The 17,241-nt window shown below is 56.4% G+C and carries 15 protein-coding genes and 1 pseudogene; 10 read left to right on the forward strand and 6 right to left on the reverse strand.

Going from position 1 to position 17,241, the window contains the following annotated elements; all coding sequences use genetic code 11:
• Positions 1-36: 36 nt before the first annotated feature.
• From BA6348_RS08125 to BA6348_RS08135, 3 genes are read right to left on the reverse strand one after another with little or no spacing between them, the layout of a single operon-like run.
• On the reverse strand, positions 37-1,500 hold the full coding sequence (locus BA6348_RS08125) for a sigma-54-dependent transcriptional regulator (protein WP_005827447.1): 1,464 nt from the start codon (positions 1,498-1,500) through the stop codon (positions 37-39).
• Positions 1,469-2,782, reverse strand: coding sequence for a sensor histidine kinase (locus BA6348_RS08130; protein WP_007783883.1), 1,314 nt, complete (start codon positions 2,780-2,782; stop codon positions 1,469-1,471). Before BA6348_RS08130 ends, BA6348_RS08125 begins: the two co-directional genes overlap by 32 nt.
• Positions 2,783-2,791: 9 nt before the next feature.
• Positions 2,792-3,940 (reverse strand): iron-containing alcohol dehydrogenase, encoded by a 1,149-nt coding sequence (locus BA6348_RS08135; protein WP_005827443.1) that lies wholly within the window; start codon positions 3,938-3,940, stop codon positions 2,792-2,794.
• Between the two features lie 273 nt (positions 3,941-4,213).
• On the opposite strand from BA6348_RS08135, the gene adhP reads away from it, so the two are divergent.
• Positions 4,214-5,227 (forward strand): alcohol dehydrogenase AdhP, encoded by a 1,014-nt coding sequence (gene adhP / locus BA6348_RS08140; protein ID WP_005827442.1) that lies wholly within the window; start codon positions 4,214-4,216, stop codon positions 5,225-5,227.
• A gap of 150 nt (positions 5,228-5,377) precedes the next feature.
• Here adhP and BA6348_RS08145 read toward each other — a convergent pair whose 3' ends face one another.
• A complete protein-coding gene (locus BA6348_RS08145; RefSeq protein ID WP_242507462.1) occupies positions 5,378-5,905 on the reverse strand; it encodes a hypothetical protein in 528 nt (175 codons plus the stop codon).
• A gap of 220 nt (positions 5,906-6,125) precedes the next feature.
• On the opposite strand from BA6348_RS08145, the gene BA6348_RS08150 reads away from it, so the two are divergent.
• From BA6348_RS08150 to BA6348_RS08165, 4 genes are all read left to right on the forward strand, one after another.
• Positions 6,126-6,440 (forward strand): hypothetical protein, encoded by a 315-nt coding sequence (locus BA6348_RS08150; RefSeq protein ID WP_007783876.1) that lies wholly within the window; start codon positions 6,126-6,128, stop codon positions 6,438-6,440.
• 108 nt (positions 6,441-6,548) lie between these two features.
• Positions 6,549-7,028 (forward strand): tripartite tricarboxylate transporter TctB family protein, encoded by a 480-nt coding sequence (locus tag BA6348_RS08155; RefSeq protein WP_242507463.1) that lies wholly within the window; start codon positions 6,549-6,551, stop codon positions 7,026-7,028.
• Between the two features lie 3 nt (positions 7,029-7,031).
• Entirely contained in the window at positions 7,032-8,558 is a 1,527-nt protein-coding gene (locus tag BA6348_RS08160; RefSeq protein WP_007783871.1) for a tripartite tricarboxylate transporter permease, read from the forward strand.
• A gap of 55 nt (positions 8,559-8,613) precedes the next feature.
• The gene (locus BA6348_RS08165) at positions 8,614-9,591 is read left to right on the forward strand and encodes a tripartite tricarboxylate transporter substrate binding protein (protein ID WP_035988430.1); all 978 of its coding nucleotides are present in this window, start codon (positions 8,614-8,616) and stop codon (positions 9,589-9,591) included.
• Positions 9,592-9,691: 100 nt separating this feature from the next.
• On the opposite strand, the gene BA6348_RS08170 is transcribed toward BA6348_RS08165, so the two are convergent.
• The gene (locus tag BA6348_RS08170) at positions 9,692-10,216 is read right to left on the reverse strand and encodes a hypothetical protein (RefSeq protein ID WP_122952992.1); all 525 of its coding nucleotides are present in this window, start codon (positions 10,214-10,216) and stop codon (positions 9,692-9,694) included.
• Between the two features lie 466 nt (positions 10,217-10,682).
• Positions 10,683-12,065 carry a sigma-54 interaction domain-containing protein gene (locus tag BA6348_RS08175; protein WP_122952991.1) on the reverse strand — a complete coding sequence of 461 codons (1,383 nt, stop codon included), beginning with the start codon at positions 12,063-12,065 and terminating at the stop codon, positions 10,683-10,685.
• Positions 12,066-12,284: 219 nt separating this feature from the next.
• On the opposite strand from BA6348_RS08175, the gene BA6348_RS08180 reads away from it, so the two are divergent.
• From BA6348_RS08180 to BA6348_RS08200, 5 genes and pseudogenes are all read left to right on the forward strand, one after another.
• Complete coding sequence (locus BA6348_RS08180; RefSeq protein ID WP_122952990.1) at positions 12,285-13,382, forward strand: aromatic ring-hydroxylating oxygenase subunit alpha; 1,098 nt, start codon at positions 12,285-12,287, stop codon at positions 13,380-13,382.
• Positions 13,379-14,836, forward strand: coding sequence for an aldehyde dehydrogenase family protein (locus BA6348_RS08185; protein ID WP_122952989.1), 1,458 nt, complete (start codon positions 13,379-13,381; stop codon positions 14,834-14,836). The genes BA6348_RS08180 and BA6348_RS08185 overlap by 4 nt, the downstream gene beginning before the upstream one ends.
• 27 nt (positions 14,837-14,863) lie before the next feature.
• Positions 14,864-15,589: pseudogene (locus tag BA6348_RS08190) on the forward strand (ABC transporter ATP-binding protein); the annotation flags it as partial.
• 53 nt (positions 15,590-15,642) lie between these two features.
• A complete protein-coding gene (locus tag BA6348_RS08195; protein ID WP_122952988.1) occupies positions 15,643-16,281 on the forward strand; it encodes an ABC transporter permease in 639 nt (212 codons plus the stop codon).
• 52 nt (positions 16,282-16,333) lie between these two features.
• A complete protein-coding gene (locus tag BA6348_RS08200) occupies positions 16,334-17,239 on the forward strand; it encodes an osmoprotectant ABC transporter substrate-binding protein (RefSeq protein WP_026558154.1) in 906 nt (301 codons plus the stop codon).
• Positions 17,240-17,241 lie beyond the last annotated feature (2 nt).

Here is a 17,241-nt window from a genome sequence, read left to right on the forward strand (position 1 = left end):
CCTCCTAACAGGGGATCAGCGCAGGTCGGCGAGGCATTACCCCTTTTCATTGAGAATGTAGCGGATCGTCCGCTTGGTGATATTCAATTTCTTGCTCAACAACTGCCTGTCTCCTTTTGTCTCGCTCAGTCCTTTTTCGATGATCGCCCGCCCGATTTCCCCTTCCAGGAGCTTGATTCGTTTTTGCAAATATTCGAAGTCGACGCCTTCGATGGAAGGGATGTTGCGGGTGAGCGATTCCACGAAGCGCGCGCATTCCCGCTCGATCGCCTGCTCGATGCTGCCGGGCTGTGGCTGGTCTTCGGCGGGCTGCTCTCGCCCTTGCAGCTTCGGCTGCGCCGCTCTTTGCCGAAGCTGGGCTGGCAGATGCTCTGCGCGCAGCCGCTCGCATTCGTGCAGGGCGATGGTCTGGTTGAGCACGTTAAGCAGTTGTCTGACGTTGCCAGGCCAGTCGTAGCGCTGCAAAAGCTCCAGAGCGTCCGCCTCGATCTCGCACGGGGTGCCGCTGCGCTTTTGCAAATAGTAGTGGGCGATGGCCGGGATATCGCAAGTCCGCTCGCGCAGGGGAGGAATCGCCAGCTTGATTCCTTCCAGCCGATAGAGCAAATCGCTGCGAAAACGGTTCATTTCGACTTCGTGCTCCAGGTTGCGGTTCGTGGCCGAGATGAAGCGGATGTTGCTCTGGCCGACCTGTTCGCCTCCGACCCGCATGAACTCTCCCGTTTCCAGCGTGCGGAGCAGCTTGACCTGAATCGAGAGAGGGGCTTCACCGATCTCATCGAGAAACAGCGTGCCGTTGTGCGCAAGCTCAAACAAGCCTTTTCGCGACTTGATCGCCCCGGTAAAAGCGCCTTTTTCAAAGCCGAACAACTCGCTTTCCAACAGCGACTCCGGAACGGCACCGCAGTTGAAGGCGACGAACGGCTGCTGAGCGCGGTTGCTCGCTCCGTGGAGAAAACGGGCCATCAGCTCCTTGCCCGTGCCTGTTTCTCCTTCAATCAGGACGTGAATTGCTTTTTTTGCCAACTTTTTGGCAATGGCCGTCACTTGGGCCATCGGACTTTCTGCTGAATACACGATACCATATTGCGCGGCCTCTTGGGATAGGTCATCTTTTTGCTTCGCCGAGGCAGACAGAACAGAGTCGATGACATGCTCCAGGCTGTCCAGGTCGTCAAACGGCTTTTCCAAATAGTCTTTGGCGCCCCACTGCATGGCGGTGACCGCCGATTTGATCGTGCTGTAGCCCGTCATAATCAGCACCTCGCACGCGGGATGGACCGCCTTGATCTCGCGCAAAAGCTCCAGGCCGTCGGCGTCCGGCAGCTTCAAATCGACGAGGGCGGCATGAAAGTGCTGGGAGGCGTCATGCAGCAGCCGCTCGACCTGTTTGCCTGTATTCGCCACGACGACCTCGCAGTTTTTGCGCTGGAGAAAATAGGTGAAAAAGGTGGTTACTTCTGTCTCATCATCGACAATCAAAATTCGTTTCGGCTCCATGGTTGTCCTCCTCTCTCTCAAGCAGCGGCAGCAGCAGCGTGAACTTGCTGTAGCCGTTCTCTTCGCTTTCCGCAAACAGCCTGCCGCCGTGCGCTTCCGCGATGCCGAGACTGACGGATAAGCCCAGTCCGGTTCCTTTTGTCCGTTCCTTTGTGGAAAAGAACGGCTGGAAGATTTGCGGCAGTTGCTCCTTCGGGATGCCTGTCCCGTTGTCGTAAACGGACAAGCCTACGTAGCGGACGCCAGCTTCTTCTGCGAGAAACGAGCGAATGACAATTTGCGGCGCTTCACTGTCTGCGAGCGCGTCTCTGGCGTTCAGCAGCAGATTGATGACGATTTGCTCGATTTGATGGCGGCTTCCGTGGAACAGCAGGCTCGGCACGTTCATTTCCCGGGTTATGGTCAGGCCGGAGACAGACAACTGGTAGCCGATCAGCCCGAGCACATCTTCCACGACCTCGTCGATGGAGACAGTCTCAAACAAATATTCCTCCTGCCGGGAAAAAGTCAGCAAGTTTTGGATGATCTTTTTGCAGCGCACCCCGCACTGGTAAATGTCCCGCATGAGCGGAGCGGTGGGGCCATCCGCCATGTCGCGCAGGAGCAACTGGGAATTGCCGAGAATCGCAGTCAGCGGGCTGTTCAGCTCGTGGGCGATTCCGGCCGCCATTTCCCCGATTGCGGCCATTTTCGCGGATTGGATCAGTTGCGCCTCGATCTTGATTTTTTCGTTCACATCCTGGAACAAGAGGCTGTTTTCCACGACGACGCCAACGTGTCTGGCGACCAGCTCGATCAGCTCTGTTTCCTCCTTGTCTGCCTGGCGCTTTTCCTGGTGCAGCAAGGTCAAAAAGCCGAACGTCTGGTTCAACTGGCTGCGCAGCGGAACGGACGTGGCAAAATGCTGCGGCAGCACCTCCGCCAGCTTTTGGTGGACCTGCTCGATAAACAGCGCCGGATCGGCAGCCGCGGGCTGGGTCAAGGTGCGGCATTGCCAGTCGGAGTCGGTCCAGATGCACAAGTAAGAAGCGGGCATGCCGCCTTTTACGATTGTCAGCGCAAAGTGCTCGAAGGCGAGAATTTGCGACAGTTGCGCGGCGAGATAGCTGCTGGTTTGCGGCCAGGTGGCGTTGATCTGGATTTGCGTCAGCTCGTTGATGACGGCGAGCTGGCGGTTTTTCTTTTTCATTTCTTCCACGAGATAGACAAGCTCGCTGTAGTAGCTTTTGCGCGAGGACGATATCCCGGTGAGCTTTTCCAATATCTCCTGTTTGTTTTGCATGGCGGCCTCCTATAATGCTTGGCGAAAAAGGGCAGCGACGTCCTGGACGCTCATGTCGCGCGGGTTGGTGGTCATGCAGACGTCGAGCAGGGCGAGCGAGCTTAATAGCTCGATTTGCTCCGGGTGCAGCCCGATGGCAGACAGCGAGTGGGGGACGTCGAGGTCGTTTGCCAGGTCCTTCACCGCTTTCAGCGCGAGGCGGGAAGCGTCATGGGTGCTCAGGCCCGAAGTGTTCTCGCCCAGGCATTCGGCGATTTGCCTGTATTTTTCCGGGGCGGCAATGTAGTTGTATTCGAGTACGTGAGGCAAAAGGATCGCATTCACTTCCCCGTGCGGCGCGTCGAGAAAGCCGCCCAGTTGATGGGACATGGCGTGTACGGCTCCGAGGATGGCGTTGGAAAAAGCAATACCCGCCTGCAAGCTCGCCATGGCCATCGCCTGCTTGGCGCAAGCGTTGTACTGGCTGGCGGCAGATGGGCGCAAATGCTGGGCGATAAGCCGCATCGCCTGCAGCGAGTGTACCTCGGTGAGCGGTGTCGCGGCGAGGGAAATATACGATTCGATGGCATGCGTCAGGACGTCCATGCCTGTATTGGCGGTGAGCTGTCGGTCTTTGGTCATCAACGTTTGCGGGTCGATGATGGCGATATCGGGAATGAGCGATTTGGAGACGATCGTCATTTTTACTTTTCGCTCGCTGTCGACAATAATGGAAAACTGCGATACTTCCGAGCCGGAGCCAGCAGTGGTCGGCACCATGACCATGGGCGGGAGCGGATGCAGGATGCGATCGACGCCTTCGTACTGGACGATGCTGCCTTCGTTGGTGGCAAGCAGGGCGATGGCTTTGGCCGCATCAATGGCGCTGCCGCCGCCAACGCCGAGAATCGCGTTGCACTCGCCCGCGCGGTAAGCGGCGATTCCGGCGTGAATCTCGTAATCTTTGGGATTGGCTGTCACGTTTGTCCACAGATGATAATCGAGGTGTTGCTGCTGCAAGTAGTGGATGATCCGCTCGACCCAGCCTGCCTTCACGACACCGGGGTCGCTGACAAGAAAGACACGGGAGGCACCCAATCTGCGAAGACTTTCCCCGACTTGGCCGATGGACTGGTTTCCGAAGATGATCTCCGGTGTCATGAACTTGGATATTTGCATGCTTTTACCCCCTTTTTCCGCTATGTAGTAATACCGCAGACAGGGGAGAATCCCCTTTTTTGGCCAAAAGCTTGGCTGGCTGGCCGAATTTTTGGCTGAGTGGGCCGAAAAAACGGCCAGTCCGAGTGCGAATTTCCGCGACATATCGCGAAAAACCGCGAAATGTAAAGCGCTTACAGTTTGGCATGCTGCTTGCAATGATAAAGGGACGTAAGCGGATTACCGTCGAACAGGCATACATAATGCCCAGGGGGAAAGAGGAGGATGGTCCAAATGAAAGCAGCAGTGGTCAACGAGTTCCATCAAAAGCTGGAAGTGAAGGAAGTAGCGGTCCCAGAGGTCGGCTACGGCGAGGTTTTGGTGAAAATCAAGACGTGCGGCGTCTGCCATACTGACTTGCATGCGGCGCACGGAGACTGGCCAGTCAAGCCAAAACTGCCGCTGATTCCGGGACACGAAGGCGTAGGCGTGGTTGAAAAGCTCGGCGAAGGCGTCACGTCGCTCAAGCTGGGCGATCGCGTAGGTATCCCGTGGCTGTTCTCGGCGTGCGGCGAATGCGACTACTGCCTCACAGGCTGGGAGACGCTGTGCCTGCAGCAGCTCAATGGCGGCTACTCCGCAGATGGAGCTTACGCAGAGTATTGCGTAGCGCCGGCAGCTTATGTCGCGCGCATTCCGGATGAGCTGGGCGACGTAGAGGCAGCGCCGATTTTGTGCGCAGGAGTCACTACTTACAAAGCACTGAAGGTCGCGAACGTGAAGCCGGGCGAATGGGTAGCGATTTACGGCATCGGCGGACTGGGCCACGTAGCGTTGCAATATGCAAAGGCGATGGGCTACAACGTCGTCGCGGTAGATATTCACCAGGAAAAACTGGACTTGGCAAAAGAACTAGGGGCTGACCTGACCGTCAACGGCAGCGAGGTTGATCCTGTGCAGGCGATTCAGGAGCAGATCGGCGGCGTACACGGCGCGATCAGCGTGGCTGTGACGAAAAAAGCGTTTGAACAGGCGTACAAGTCCGTTCGCCGCGGCGGCTCGCTCGTCGTAGTCGGCTTGCCGAATGCGGAGTTGCCAATCCCGATTTTCGATACAGTGCTCAACGGCGTAACCGTCAAAGGCTCGATCGTCGGAACGCGCAAAGACATGCAGGAAGCGCTCGACTTCGCCGCGCGCGGCAAAGTCCGCGCCATCATCGAAACCCAGCCACTCGATAAAATCAACGAGGTGCTGGAGCGCTTGGAAAAAGGCCAAGTCAATGGCCGCGTCGTTTTGACAATGGAATAATCGCATAAGGGAAGAGGGGGGAGCTGCTGCTCGCCAGTCGTTTTCATTGACTGGCGGGTGGCAGTTTTTTTGTGGAGGCTCAAAAGTGTATTCACATGTCGAGCAAGCAAAAAGTCGGTTTTGCTAGAAGCGTAACCGACTTTTTGACGTTTAATTTGAAGCTTTTTCTTGCACAAAGGCATCGAATGATTGCGGCGCAGCTACTTTTACCGGCTCGCCATCAACCGCTTCTTGTTCCACTAGCTTCCATCTTAATTCTGCCGTGTCATCTTTTTGATAAGTAAACTTTTTATTCTCGCCATTTTGCTTCTTCAAAAGGACAACTGCTTCATCCAGGCTATTTTTAATGTAAATCGCCGGGGCAAAATCTCCTTTCTCAATTTCGTTAGTGTCGAAGATGGTTTCGCCCATGGCCAATCGTAAAAAGACATAGTCTTCTTTCGACATCTTTTCTGGTCGGTCAAGACTGTCAGCTCGATAAAGCTGGTAATCACTGTCATCAAAATCAAATGCTTCTGCCGCACTATCATAAGCAACTTCAAGTTTCTCTTCAATGTGATTTTCTAAATAGCTTCTATATTCGGCTACATTACTCTTGCTTGCAAAAACAGATGCACCAGTAATGGATACAGCGGCGATGAGTAAACCACTAAACATGATTTTTACTTGCTTTTGCATAAACACTGCTCCTTTTTGGAGATTCTATCACAAAATTACCATGTTTTTCTATTTTGTATAGGATCAAATTTTTATCTAAGTCGGATGAAATTGCAAAGAAAAAGTTAACCCCATCCATGAAAACAGGTCGATCTGGCTTCTCTTTCGCAAAATGTTTATTATAATTAGATATAAGTAATTATATTTAGATATATATATAGTATGGGGGTGCGAAAGAGTCATGGTAACCGCACAAGAGCAAACAGAAAAGCTGTGGCTGGTCGCCAAGCGGATGGAGCCGCATCTGGCCCGGAGGCAGGCGAAGATGGACAAGCTGTTGAACATGCTCCTGGTGCACGAGCTTGTCAGCCACGGCGGCGAAACCGGCCAAAACGCCGCGCCGCTGAAGGGGGCCATACAGACAAGGGCGGGCCGCAGCGACCTGCTCACTCACGAAGAACAGGAGCAACTATGGAAAGAACTGTGCAGCAAGGAAAGCTACGAAGCAAAAGTCGCGCAGGCCATCATCCATATGAGTGACCAAATCAAATGGTAATCCGACGCCATTGCCGTCTTCGCAAAGACTGGTATTGGCATTTTTTTTGCCCGCACACAATGGGCGAATGTGCCATAGGTTGATGGTAGCTTTTCAGGAGCTGAGGTGGTGCTTGTGAGACGCCCGCACAACCGGGCTGATTGGATCGGCGCGTTGTTTTGCATGGCGATTGGCGTCATGATTTCGCTGGAGGCGTATCGGTTACAAGCTTATGCGCAGTCCTTGTACGTAGGAGACCATACGCTGCCTGCGATACTCGGGTTTTGGTTCGTCATGCTCGGGGGCGTGCTTTTGGTACAGTCTTATCCCGGCAAAGCGCACGCTGCGCCGCCGCGTCAGGCAGTTGCGCCGGGAGACGAAAGACCGCGCGTTTTGTTTGCATGGTTGAGTCTTCTACTCTACGCGTGGCTGATTGGCGCGATGGGTTATTTGCTTGCTACGGCGCTTGCTTCCGTTGCCTTTTTTATGTTGATCGGCTTTTATCGATTGTACGTCGCTGTTTTCTACTCGCTTCTGTTGACTGGCGCTATGTACGCGGTGTTTATTTTGTGGCTGCAAATGCCTTTCCCTGGCGGGGATTTGTGGTAGGAGGTGCTGACCATCGATACGCTGCAGCTTTTGCTGGTCGGATTTGCGACTGCGTTTAGCCTGGAAAATCTGCTCATGGCAGCGCTCGGGGCTTTGATTGGCACCTTTGTAGGGGTGCTGCCGGGGCTGGGGCCAACTTCGGCGATCGCGATCTTGCTGCCGGTGACGACCGTGCTGGAGCCGACCCAGGGCATGATTATGCTGGCTGGCATTTATTACGGGGCGATGTATGGCGGCTCTACGACGGCGATTCTGCTCAATATACCGGGCGAGCTGTCGTCCGTTCCTACTTGTCTGGATGGTTACCCGCTGGCCCAGCAAGGGAAGGGCGGGCCAGCGCTCGGCATCTCGGCCATCGCGTCGTTTGTCGCCGGGGTAGTCGGCGTGATCGGGCTGGTGTTTTTCGCGCCGTTGCTCGCCGATCAGGCATTGAAGTTCGGGCCGCCTGAATATTTTGCGCTGATGCTGCTCGCGCTCACCTTGATGGTCAGCCTGTCGGGCGGCTCGCTGTTGAAATCGTTTTTGATGGGGGCGTTCGGCTATGCGCTGTCATTGGTCGGCCTGGGGCCATCGTCCGGCATGCCGCGCTTTGACTACGGCATCTCGTCGCTCGTGGGCGGCTTGGACATGATTAGCATCATCATCGGGCTGTTTGCCATTACCGAGGTGCTCAAGGGCATCGCGGAAAAGCGCAAGGCGACCGTAATTGGCAAGCCTGGTAGCGTTTATCCGCAAAAGGCGGACATGAAAAAAAGCGCCGCGCCGATGCTTAGAGGCGGGCTTGTCGGGTTTTTCCTCGGGCTGCTTCCAGGCTGCTCGGCGGCGATTACGGCTTTTTTGGCTTACGATCTGGAGAAAAAAGTTTCCCGCCAGCCGGAGAAATTCGGAACCGGAGCGATCGAAGGTGTGGCAGCGCCGGAAGCGGCCAACAACGCGACCAGCAGCGCGGGCTTCATCCCGTTGTTTTCGCTCGGCATCCCGTCTTCTCCGCCGCTCGCGATCTTGCTCGCGGGTCTGATGATTTACGGCCTGACGCCTGGCCCGGTGTTGTTTGCGCAGCATGCCGACTTCGTCTGGACGGTGATCGCCTCCATGTTCATCGGCAACATGATGCTTTTGGTGCTGAATTTGCCGATGGTCTGGCTCTGGGTGAAACTGACCCGGGTTCCGTTTGGCATCATGGCCCCTGTCATTTTGATGCTGTGCACGATCGGGGCGTACAGCGTGCGCAACAGCATGTTTGACGTCTGGATTGCCTTTTTGTTCGGCGGACTTGGCTACCTGTTTGTGAAGTATAAATGGCCTGTCGTGCCGCTGATTTTGTGCTTCATTCTCGGGCCGCTGCTGGAGGAATCGTTCATCCAGACGATGGCGATGGGAAGCGGCTCGCTCGGTATCGTGCTGTCCCGCCCTTTGTCGCTGTCGATTTTGCTTGCGGCCGCGGTACTGTTGATCGTATCCCTTGTGCTGAACAGGCGAACCCGCCAGCGGTTGCGGGAGGAGCAGAAAAAAGGCGTGGACGTAGCCTAGTGTAGAGACGGGAGGAAAAGTAGTGAAAGGATACAAACATTGGGTGTCGGTCACGATGTCTTTTTTGCTGGCGGCAACCGTGAGCGCCTGCGCGACCGGGCAGTCCGTCCAGGGCGAAACGGCTGCGGCCTATCCGACCCGGCAAATCGAGTACATCGTGCCGTATTCAGCCGGAGGCGGCGTCGATCTCGTCGCGAGAGCCACCGCTGACTATTTGAGCAAGGAATGGGGCCAGCCGATCGTCGTGGTCAACAAGGCGGGCGGCGGCGGTGCCGTGGGAGCCGAATTTGCCTTGAAGCAGGCGAAAAACGACGGCTACACGGCACTGGCGGTCAACGTGTCGAATACGACGATGCTGGCCGCTGGCATGAAAAATCCCCCGATTCAAAACGAAGACCAGATTTATACAGCGCGGATCGGCAAAGGGACGCTCGCCTTTGCCGTCAAAGCCGACGCGCCGTGGCAAGACTTCGCCGCTTTTTCCCAGTGGGTCAAGGAAAACCCGGAAGAGCTGACCTGGACTTCGGTGGGACCCGCGGGCTTTTCCGCATTCGGCGTGGCCCAGTGGCTGGATGCCATCGGCGCGGATTTTTCCAAGACGAGGATGATCGTGACCAAAGGCGCTTCCGATTCCGTCCCCAAAGTAGCGGGCAGCCACGCGGTATTGGCTGTGCACACAGTCGGCGAGATCATGCCGATGCTTGCGGCGGGCAAGGTGAAAATTCTCGCGGTTGCCGGAGAGGAGCGCAGCCCGTTTTTGCCTGATGTCCCTACCGCGCAGGAGCAGGGCATCGACGGCCTGACGGTGTTCTGGTGGACCGGAGTGTCGTTTGCCAAAGGCACGCCTGATGCCGTCATCCAAAAGTGGGAAGAAGGCATCGCCAAAATGACGAGCGACCCGGCCTATTTGCAAAAGCTCGGCGAGATACAGGTCGAGCCTGCCTATGCGGATCGCCAGCAGTTCACGCAGGACACGGAGAAGGAGACGGGTGCGTACACCGAGCTGGCGACGAAAAAAGGCATCCGCAAATAAACAGGGGCGGGGTCCGGATGAGGAGTCCGCACGAGCAGTTCGCGCGCAAAACCCCGGAAAAGGGCACACCGCTCTTTTTCCGGGGTTTTTGGTGCACGGTTCATTTGGCTGGCTGCTGGCAGATGTCGCTGATCGCATCGAAAAGGGACAAGTACCAGGCATAGCGCTGCTCGGGAATAGGCAGCAGATGGCGGATGTTCAAAGGCAATCCGTAATCAAGCTCGGCGATATCTCCATACGCTTCCGAAACGGGAGCAGTCCCCCAGCAATTGTACACGCGCAAGGAAGTAGATCCGTCCTCTGCCTGATAGCCGGAAGCGAAGACGACGTATTCCACGCCACGTTCAAACCGGTAATGGCAGCTTCCGGGAGCGGACAACGTGCGGCGCTCCGGGAGCTTGTCCCCTTTCCACGTTTTCGTGACCGCGAAAATCACCTCTTCATCCGCGCCGTTTTGGCGGATGTCCGTGACGACGCCCTGAAAGACAGCTTCTGTTTTTTCCAACCGCTTCGTCGCACTCTGTTCTCCGCAGGAGCAGGCTTGGGCGGAAGGGGGAGGATAGCCGAGCAGGATGAATGCCAAAACAGCCGCTACGTATTTGCGTAACCATTTGTGGAAGTGCATGTTGGAATCACCTCATGGAAGAGACGGGCGAAGGGGTGGAAAAGTTACCATATTATAGGAAGGGTGATGATGCTCGTTTGGGGCGTAGCAGGGCGCTTACGGGTAAAAGGAAGGGATAGGAGACGGGAGGAGATGGGAGGAGACAGGTGGAGACAGAGACAGGAATTGTCGTTTTGTGATTTTTTGGCAGGCGAGTTCGGAGGGACGAATTTGTCGTCGGCATGAGCGGGCGGGGGGCAGGATTCGCTCGCAAGTAGCCAGCAGCAATGTGCATCATTGCCGTAAAAGTTGGGAGCGGGGAGGCAAGGGGCCAGGTATTCAGCAAGAAAGGGAAGGAGTGCTCGGAGTCTGTCAGCTCTCCAGCCGGAAAACGAAGGGACGTCCCCAACCAGCTTCCCAACCAGAAAACAAGGATCGCCGAAACCAGCCCCTCTGCCAACTGGCAAGTAACCCCCTCCCCTTGAACCTATTCCAACTCACCCAAATCCCGACAATACTTCTGAATCAGCTTCGTCGCTTTCGTCTGGCTCACGCCCAGGTCAGCGGCGACTTTGCGGGTTGTGCGGTGCTTTTGGTACGAGCGCCGGACCATCTGTTTTTCCACCTCTGCCAGCGCTGCGTCGAGCGTCTGGGGCAGCGGAGGACTTCCGGACGAAGACAAAGGCAGATGATTCCGGTTATGCTGATGAATAATGTCCGGCAAATCGGCCGGGGTGATGATCGACTCTGTCGTGACTACGAGCCGCTCGATCATGTTTTCCAGTTGGCGCACATTGCCCGGCCAGGAATAGCTGCTCAAAGCTTGCAGCGTCTCCTGGGAAATCAGTCGGTCCACGCCGTATTTTTTGTTGCAGCGGTTGATGAAATAATAGGTGAGGGGTACGATGTCTTCAGGGCGCTCGCGCAGCGGCGGGATTTTCAGGTCGATCACGTTGAGCCTGTAGTACAGGTCCTCGCGAAACTGCTTGTTTTCCACCATCTTGGACAAGTCCCGGTTGGTCGCGGACAAAATACGAATGTCCACCTGCTTGTACTCGGTGCCGCCGACAGGCAAAAAGCGGTGCTCCTGAATCACCTGCAGCAGCTTGGCCTGGATTTTCAGCGGCAGTTCGCCGATCTCGTCCAAAAAGATCGTGCCGTTGTTCGCCGCCTCGATCAGCCCAAGCTTGCCGCTTTTGCTCGCTCCGGTAAACGCGCCTTGCGAATAGCCGAACAATTCTGACTCCAGCAGCTCCTCCGGGATCGCAGCGCAGTTGATCGTCAAAAACGGCCCGTTTTTGCGGCGGCTCATCTGGTGAATGAAAGCGGCGAACGCGCCTTTTCCCGTGCCGGACTCGCCTTGCAAAAGAATCGTCGAGTCGACCAGGGCGATTTTGTGGCAAAAGGTGAGCAAGTCCTTCATCTTCTGGCTGTTCGTGATGATGTTGTTAGGCAGTTGGTTTTGGTCGGCGGGTTCCTGATCGGTGTGCATGATTTTCTTGAAGTTCTGCTCATGGGCGGTAATGACGACGAGCTCGATCTCCTTCGTCCGGTTCAGGATGGGGACGGCTGTCGTGACAAGCTCGCCGCCGTAGTAGGTCGTCTGCTTGATGGTGACGGGCTTCTTTTCCTGCATGACGATCGGGATGATCGAGGGCGTCCAGTAGCCTTGCTTGAACAGCTCCTCGTTGCGCTTGCCGATGACCTCCGAGCGCTTGAGCCCGTAATGCTGGGCGCATATTTTGTTCATGAAGACGATCCGTGTCTCGCCGTCGACCACGTAAATTTCATCGGTGGAATGGTCGAGGATTTTTTCCAAAATATCCGTGCTCATTTCAATGATGAAGCCATTTTCCGACTCTTTGAACATGGGAACCTCCGCGCGTGCAGCCGTTTTTCCCATCATACCACGCGTGAGTGCAAATCGGTTCGAAATGAACCTGAATAAACTCAATTTTCTCAATAATTTTACTATTATCACCGTGATAACCGTGGTTTTCGCATGTGGCATCGTTTTTGCAAAAAGGAGGGGCAAGACCGTAACCAATAATGATGCCGCATGGTGCGAAAACGAAAGGGGTCATGGCAGATGTCTATCCAAGAAGCAAAGGTTGGTTCCACTACCCGCGAGGTGAAAACGCTTCCTTACCGTCTATATACCGATCCGGAGGTGCTCCTCGCAGAGCAGGAAAAGATTTTTGCCCGCTCGTGGCAGTTTGTCGGGCATATCAGTCAGGTCGAAAATCCCGGCGACTTTTTTACCTGTGACGTGGCAGGTGAGCCGATCCTTGTCGTGCGAGGGCGGGAAGGTACGCTGCGCGCATTTTACAACGTCTGTCCGCACCGCGCGACGAAGCTGGAGAAAAACGCCGAGGGCAACAAGAAAATTTTGCAATGCGGCTACCACGGGTGGACGTTCCAGCTCGACGGTTCGCTGAACAAGGCGCCGAACTTTAAAAACGGCGAGCAACTGTGCGCAGCAGAAGCCTGTCTGCGCCAGGTGAGGCTGGAGGTGCAAGCGTCGCTGATTTTCGTCAACCTCGATGATGACGCGGTTCCGCTGGCGGCTTCCTACGGCGACTTTTTCGCTGATCTGGCGGCGTTTCCGTTTTTGGGCGAGTTGAAAAAATACAGCGTCAACACGCGGGTCATCAAATCGAACTGGAAAGCGTTCATCGACAACTACCTGGAATGCGACCATTGCCCGATTGCCCATCCCGGCTTTACCGCTACGCTCGATTTGACGAAGTACCAGATCATCCAGTGCGAAAATTACTCCGTGCAAGGGACGGTCGTCAAGCCGGATAAGCAACTCGGCTCGGTTGAACTGAATAAGGCGGAGATGCAGGGCGGCCGTTTTTACTGGCTGTGGCCGAACCTGATGCTGACGATCTATCCGGGGCCGGGCAACATGTCGCTGATCCAGATGGTGCCGATCGACCACGAGACGACATTGGGCGTGTACACGTATTTGTTCCGCCATGACGAGTTGACGCAGGAAGAAAAAGATTTGATGGCGTTTACCGAGCAGGTGCGGGTCGAGGACGTGGAGCTGGTTGAGCTGGAGCAGATCGGCTTCAAGTCCCGCGCCTTCCAGAAAGGGAAGTTTTCCGCAACCGAGCACGCCGTCCTGCAGTTCCACGAGATGGTGCTGAAGACGTTGGGGATCGAAGAGGCGCAAGCATGAAAAGAGGGGAGGGACCAGCGATGCACACGATGCAAAAAAGCTTGTTCATCAACGGCGAGTGGGTAAAAGCGGGGCAGTACACGGAGCTGCGCTCTCCGTATTCCGGGGAAGCGCTCGCCGAGATTCCGGCGGCAAACGAAGAAGAGACAAAGCAGGCAATCGCGGCTGCCTACGCGGCAAAAGCCATCATGGCGAAAATGCCGGCGCATCGCCGCGCTGCGATTCTCGAAAGCCTGGTGAGCCTGCTTCGCGAACGCAGCGAGGAGGCGGCCACGATCATCGCGCAGGAGGCGGCGAAACCGATTGCGGTAGCGAGAGGCGAAGTCGCGCGCACGATTGAAACGTACAAGTTCGCCGCCGAAGAGGCCAAGCGCATTCACGGAGAGACGTTGCCGCTCGACGCCGCTCCCGGCGGGGAAGGCCGGCTCGCCTATACGCTGCGCGAACCGATTGGCGTAATTGGCGCGATTACCCCGTTTAATTTTCCGATGAATCTCGTCGCGCACAAGGTCGGGCCTGCCATCGCAGCGGGCAACACGATCGTGCTCAAGCCCGCCTCGCAGACGCCGCTGTCCGCCTTTTTCATCGCAGAGCTGTTGGCAGAAGCGGGCTTGCCTGCCGGGGCATTGAATGTCGTGACGGGGAGCGGCCGCGTCGTCGGCGATCTGATCGTCACGGACGAGCGGGTCAACATGGTGACGTTTACAGGCAGTCCGGGTGTCGGCATTGGCATCCGCAACCGGGCGGGCTTGAAGCGGACGACACTGGAGCTTGGCTCCAACTCCGCCGTCATCATCGACAAAGGCGTCGAGCTTGAGCCGCTGATTGCCCGCTGCATCACCGGAGCGTTTTCGTTTCAGGGGCAGGTGTGCATCTCGTTGCAGCGCGTGTACGCGCATGCGGAGGTGTACGACGCGTTCGTGGAAAAATTCGTCGCAGCCGCAAAGGCGCTGCGGTTAGGCAGCCCGCTCGACGAGACGACAGACATCTCCGCCCTGATTTCCCCGGGTGACGTGCAGCGGACGCTGGACTGGATTGACGAGGCGCGACGGGCGGGAGCGACGGTGGCCGCAGGCGGCAGGGCAGAGGGCAACATCCTGCAGCCGACCGTGATTCTCGATGCCGGGCCTTCGCTCAAAGTCTCCTGCCAGGAAGTGTTTGCCCCAATTGTTTTGGTGAACCGGGTGAACTCGGTCGAGGAAGCGATTGAGCGCGTGAACGATTCCCGGTTCGGGCTGCAGGCAGGCATTTATACGGAAAACGTGCACACAGCGCTCGACGCCGCAGAGAAACTGCATGTCGGGGGCGTGCTGATTAACGACATCCCGACCTTCCGCGTGGACCACATGCCGTACGGCGGCGTCAAAGAAAGCGGAACGGGCCGGGAAGGGATCAAATACGCGATCGAAGAAATGACGGAGTTGAAGCTGGTGATCTGGAACCGGCGGCAATGATCTATTTCATGACGAGGAGAGATGCGGATGATTTGCTTTGACAAGGTCACGAAGACGATCAATGGCGCGCCGATTATCAAAAGCCTGGACCTGTACATCGGCGCGGGCGAGCTGTTTGTGCTGATCGGGCCGAGCGGCTGCGGCAAGACGACCACGATGAAAATGATTAACCGCCTGATCGAGCCGACATCAGGAAAAATTACCATCAACGGCGAAGACATCGCGAAAAAAGATCCGGTTATGCTCAGGCGGGGCATCGGCTACGTCATCCAGCAGATCGGCCTGTTCCCGCACATGACCATCGCGCAAAACGTCGCCCTGGTCCCGAAGCTGAACAAGACCGATCCGGCCGTCTACGAGAAACGGGTAGATGAGCTGCTCGCTCTGGTCGGACTGGAGCCGAAAAAATACAAGGACAGGTACCCGGCCGAACTGAGCGGCGGACAGCAGCAGCGCGTCGGGGTGATTCGGGCGATGGCGGCAGACCCGCCGATCATTTTGATGGATGAGCCGTTTTCCGCCCTGGACCCGATCAGCAGAGAGCAACTCCAGGATGAGTTTGTCCGTCTGCAAAAGACGATTCATAAAACCATCGTCTTCGTCACGCACGACATGGATGAAGCGATCAAAATTGCCGACCGCATTTGCCTGATGAACGACGGGGCTGTCGTGCAAATCGACACGCCGGACCGCCTGTTGCAGCACCCGGCCAACGATTTTGTCGCGGATTTTATCGGCGTCAAGCGGCTCAAACGGCCGAGCGAAAAGTTTCCGCGCTCCGGCGCTTTGTAGGGGGAGGGACGGGCATGAGCGATTTCTTTGCCTTTTTGTCCGAGCGGCACGAGCAAATTCTCTCGCTTGTCTGGGAGCATTGCTACATTTCCTTGCTCGCTGTGCTTGCGGGATTCATCCTTTCCGTTCCCCTTGGCATTTTATTGACGAGAGCAGAGCGAATCAGCCAGTATGTCATCGGCGTCGTCAACATTTTGCAGACGATTCCGAGCCTGGCGCTGTTGGGCTTCATGATTCCGTTTTTGGGCATTGGCGCTTTTCCGGCCGTCGTCGCGCTGTTTTTGTACTCGCTTTTGCCGATGCTGCGCAACACCTACACAGGTATCCGCGAGGTGGAGCCGTCGCTGATCGAAGCGGCTCGCGGGATGGGCATGACCAATCTGCAAATTTTGTTCAAGGTAGAAATTCCGCTGGCGATCTCGATCATCATGGGCGGCTTGCGGACAGCGACGATCTATACGATAAGCTGGGCGACGCTCGCCGCTGTCGTGGGGGGCGGCGGCTTGGGCTACCTCGTCTTCACGGGGCTTGGCAACTCGAATGACAACATGCTGTTGACAGGGGCGCTCCTGACTGCCCTGCTCGCGGCGCTCGCCGACCTCGTCACGCGCGAGTTCCAGCGCATGTGCACACCGCGAGGCTTGCGGAAGTGAGCAGAGCGATCCAATAACAGGTTGAGAGAAAAAGGGGGCAATGAATGTGGGGATGAGAGTGCTTTTTCGCACGCTGTTTTTGGCGGTCCTGGCGGTTGCGCTGGTCACGGGCTGTTCGAAGGGGGGAGCTGGAAACACCGTTCAGCTCGGTTATCAGCCTACCTCCGAGCAAGAGATTATCGCCAACATGCTGAAAAAACTGATTGAAGCCAATTCCAGCCTGAAGGTGGAAATGGTCGGCGGGCTCGGCGGAACGCCTGTCGTGCTCAAAGCGATGCAAAACAACGACATCCAGATTTCCGCCGTCCGCTACGTAGGGACAGATCTCACGAGCAGTCTCGGCATGACCGAATTTCCGAAAGACCCTGCCGCCGCCTTCGACCTGGTCAAGCAGGGCGTCAAGGAAAAGTTCGACCAGGAATGGTTTCCGTCCTACGGCTTTGACAACACGTACATTTTTACGGTGCGCAAAGATATCGCGGAAAAATACGGCCTGAAAAAGATTTCCGACCTGCAGGCGCACGCCGCCGAAATGAAGCTGGCAACAGACGCGGGCTGGCTGGAGCGGACCAACGACGGCTATCCGGCGTTCAAAAAGGAGTACGGCCTGGAATTTGCCAAGGCGATTCCGATGGACATCGGGCTGGTCTACAAAGCGGTGAAAAATGGCGACGTGGACATCGTGCTCGCCTATTCGACGGACTCGCGCCTGAAGGAGTACGATCTGGTCACGCTGGAGGACGACAAGCATTTCTTCCCGAACTACACGGCCTCGCCTGTCGTGCGCAACGACGCGCTCAAAAAGCATCCCGAGCTGGCGGACATTTTGAACAAGCTGGCGGGCAAAATCGACACGAAGACGATGACGGCGCTCAATTACCAGGCGGATGTGGAAAAGCTGGAGCCAGCGGAAATCGCCCAAAAGTTTTTGACCGAGCAAGGGCTTTTGCAGCCGTAGCG

Origin of the sequence: Brevibacillus agri (genome assembly GCF_004117055.1) — a bacterium.
In the GTDB taxonomy this organism is placed as follows: Bacteria; Bacillota; Bacilli; order Brevibacillales; family Brevibacillaceae; genus Brevibacillus; species Brevibacillus agri.

Excerpts from the sequence above, each read along its gene's own strand:
- BA6348_RS08125 (WP_005827447.1), bottom strand. The coding sequence starts at position 1,500 with ATGGAGCCGAAACGAATTTTGATTGTCGATGATGAGACAGAAGTAACC.
- BA6348_RS08185 (WP_122952989.1), top strand. The coding sequence starts at position 13,379 with ATGAAAAGAGGGGAGGGACCAGCGATGCACACGATGCAAAAAAGCTTG.
- BA6348_RS08200 (WP_026558154.1), top strand. The coding sequence starts at position 16,334 with ATGAGAGTGCTTTTTCGCACGCTGTTTTTGGCGGTCCTGGCGGTTGCG.
- BA6348_RS08165 (WP_035988430.1), top strand. The coding sequence starts at position 8,614 with ATGTCTTTTTTGCTGGCGGCAACCGTGAGCGCCTGCGCGACCGGGCAG.
- BA6348_RS08150 (WP_007783876.1), top strand. The coding sequence starts at position 6,126 with ATGGTAACCGCACAAGAGCAAACAGAAAAGCTGTGGCTGGTCGCCAAG.
- BA6348_RS08195 (WP_122952988.1), top strand. The coding sequence starts at position 15,643 with ATGAGCGATTTCTTTGCCTTTTTGTCCGAGCGGCACGAGCAAATTCTC.
- BA6348_RS08170 (WP_122952992.1), bottom strand. The coding sequence starts at position 10,216 with ATGCACTTCCACAAATGGTTACGCAAATACGTAGCGGCTGTTTTGGCA.
- BA6348_RS08145 (WP_242507462.1), bottom strand. The coding sequence starts at position 5,905 with ATGCAAAAGCAAGTAAAAATCATGTTTAGTGGTTTACTCATCGCCGCT.
- adhP (WP_005827442.1), top strand. The coding sequence starts at position 4,214 with ATGAAAGCAGCAGTGGTCAACGAGTTCCATCAAAAGCTGGAAGTGAAG.
- BA6348_RS08180 (WP_122952990.1), top strand. The coding sequence starts at position 12,285 with ATGTCTATCCAAGAAGCAAAGGTTGGTTCCACTACCCGCGAGGTGAAA.
- BA6348_RS08130 (WP_007783883.1), bottom strand. The coding sequence starts at position 2,782 with ATGCAAAACAAACAGGAGATATTGGAAAAGCTCACCGGGATATCGTCC.
- BA6348_RS08135 (WP_005827443.1), bottom strand. The coding sequence starts at position 3,940 with ATGCAAATATCCAAGTTCATGACACCGGAGATCATCTTCGGAAACCAG.
- BA6348_RS08175 (WP_122952991.1), bottom strand. The coding sequence starts at position 12,065 with ATGTTCAAAGAGTCGGAAAATGGCTTCATCATTGAAATGAGCACGGAT.